Here is an 806-nt window from a genome sequence, read left to right on the forward strand (position 1 = left end):
GAGGGGGATGAGGGGGGTGGTTTCGGTGGTGGCCGCGGTGTCCTGCGGGGTGTCGCTGTGGGTGCTGCCGTCGTGGGCCGTGCCGTTGCGTGCCGCGCCGTTGCGTGCCGTGTCGTCGTGCATCGCGCCGTCGTGTGCCTTGTCGTGTGTCATCGCTGTCACGCCCGATCCGCGACGCGTTCGCCGAGCAGGCCTTGTGGCCTGATGAGGAGGACGAGGATGAGGAGGGCGAAGGCCCAGACGTCTTTCCAGCCGCCGCCGCCGAGTTGTTGCATGCCGGGGATGTGCTGGATGTAGGTGGAGGCGGCGGCTTCGGCGATGCCGAGGACGACTCCGCCGAGCATGGCTCCGTAGATGTTGCCGATGCCGCCGAGGACGGCTGCGGTGAAGGCTTTGAGGCCGAGGATGAAGCCCATTTCGAAGTTGATCTGGCCGGCGCGGAGTCCTTGGGCGACGGCGGCGACGGCGGCGAAGGCGCCGCCGATGGCGAAGGCCAGGACGATGATGCGGTCGGTGTTGATGCCCATGAGTTTTGCGGTGTCGGGGTCCTGGGCGGTGGCCTGCATGGCGCGGCCGGTGCGGCTGCGGGCGACGAAGAGGCCGAGGGCGAGCATGCACAGGGGTGCGGCGATGAGGACGAAGAGGTCGTCGCGCTGGATGTGGATGTTGTCGGCGAGTGCGAAGGCGTCGCCGTGGAACTGGGGGAATCCGCGGGATTTCTTGGCGTCGGGGTAGAAGGCCCAGACGAGTTGCTGGAGGGCGATGGACAGGCCGATGGCGGTGATGAGGGGGGCCAGCCGGGGGGC

At 68.7% G+C, this 806-nt stretch carries 1 protein-coding gene; it reads right to left on the reverse strand.

The genetic code is table 11. The features are described from left to right. Window positions 1-158: 158 nt before the first annotated feature. A partial coding sequence (locus ACSNOH_RS34970; RefSeq protein ID WP_436725471.1) for a branched-chain amino acid ABC transporter permease occupies window positions 159-806 on the reverse strand: 648 nt, incomplete at its 5' end.

The organism is Streptomyces sp. URMC 127, from assembly GCF_051386535.1.
Taxonomy (GTDB): domain Bacteria; phylum Actinomycetota; class Actinomycetes; order Streptomycetales; family Streptomycetaceae; genus Streptomyces.